Raw genomic sequence first — 543 nt, forward strand, 5'->3', positions numbered from 1 at the left:
CAAAATGAAACGGGAAGTGAACGAGGCGACAAGCCAGTACACGAATAAAGTGGAACGCGTTAAAAAAGCCACTGATCCAGACCAGATCAAGCGTAAGGTGAATAACGAGTTAAATCGTGAATTTGATGAGTGGTTGTATGACGAGGATTGATGCTTGATGTATCAGCTCCGGCAAAAAGATAAGGTGGCCCATGAGCCACCTTTTTACTGTCCAACCTTCTTACATTAGGTCAGTTTGCTTTGTGGCTTTCTACCGCTTTACGCAAGAAGCCGTCTTGATGATGAAGGTGCTGACGTGCGGACTCGATATCAAGATCGGTCAAGATCATTAAGATCGCCAGTTTCACCTCATAATTGGTCTGCTTAAGTACCTCGGTTGCCTCTTCTTTAGTGCACTCCGTCGCCTGCATAACAATGCGAGCAGCACGCGCGACCAATTTGTTGTTGGTCGCTTTCACGTCCACCATCAAGTTTTGGTAGCTCTTACCTAAACGGATCATACTTGCTGTAGTGAGCATGTTGAGCACCAACTTTTGAGCGGTG

General features: G+C 46.2%; 1 pseudogene. It reads right to left on the reverse strand.

Annotated elements, in window-relative coordinates:
- Positions 1-230: 230 nt before the first annotated feature.
- A pseudogene (gene murQ, locus R8N49_RS29795) lies at positions 231-543 on the reverse strand (N-acetylmuramic acid 6-phosphate etherase); the annotation flags it as partial.

The organism is Vibrio sp. 1978, assembly GCF_033344345.1.